Source organism: Vibrio sp. 1641 (genome assembly GCF_033339995.1).
In the GTDB taxonomy this organism is placed as follows: Bacteria; Pseudomonadota; Gammaproteobacteria; order Enterobacterales; family Vibrionaceae; genus Vibrio; species Vibrio alginolyticus.
The window spans coordinates 1-662 of the sequence record NZ_JAWOVP010000214.1; the positions used below are offsets into that span (position 1 = coordinate 1).

The following is a 662-nucleotide window of genomic DNA, read 5'->3' on the forward strand; positions in this document are numbered from 1 at the left end:
ATCCGCAATCTGCTGTGCAGTTCTCAACATCAAGTTGAAGTTTTGCTCAGCTTCGCCATAGCAAGGCAACGTCATAAAGAAGGAAATGCCTTTCGTCGAAAACTCTGCGGGATCACCATGCTCAAGTGTGCCCGGATGCATCATGTTAGCCACACTGAACAGCACTTTACCGTTACCAGATAAATCAACATGACGATGGAAGATATGCATCTCGCCATAGATAAGACCATTTTGCTGCATACTGTCAAAAAGTTCAGTGCCAATAAATGGTTCTTCGCCCGCACAATGAACATTCAACACGATCACTTGCATTTCCGGCTCTGGCTTTGGCTCTTCTGGTTGTTCAACAACGGCAGGAGCCACTTCTTCAACCATTTCCATCTCTTGTTTAGGCGCATCAAATGCAGAAGGCATGATCTCTTCTTCAATCACCTCTTGCATTGGCTCTTCGACTTCAGACGGCTGAATTGCTACATCTTCAACATCGTTTTTCATTGCGACAAAAGAAGGGATTTCCTCAGCTTCTTCTTTTACAGAAGGCTTTTCTTCTGCCACACCTCCAAGCAAAGGATCTGCCTCAAACTTACTATCAAACGTATTTTCCATCCCAAAGTCTGGTTCTTTGCGATCTTTACGGATGATTTCGAAATCGTCTTCAGGGG

Annotated in this window: 1 protein-coding gene; it reads right to left on the reverse strand. The window is 44.6% G+C overall.

The window, feature by feature from the left end:
- Nucleotides 1–662 (reverse strand): cell division protein ZipA (zipA, locus tag R7Z47_RS25130; RefSeq protein ID WP_318130800.1); only part of this gene is annotated, 662 nt, incomplete at both ends.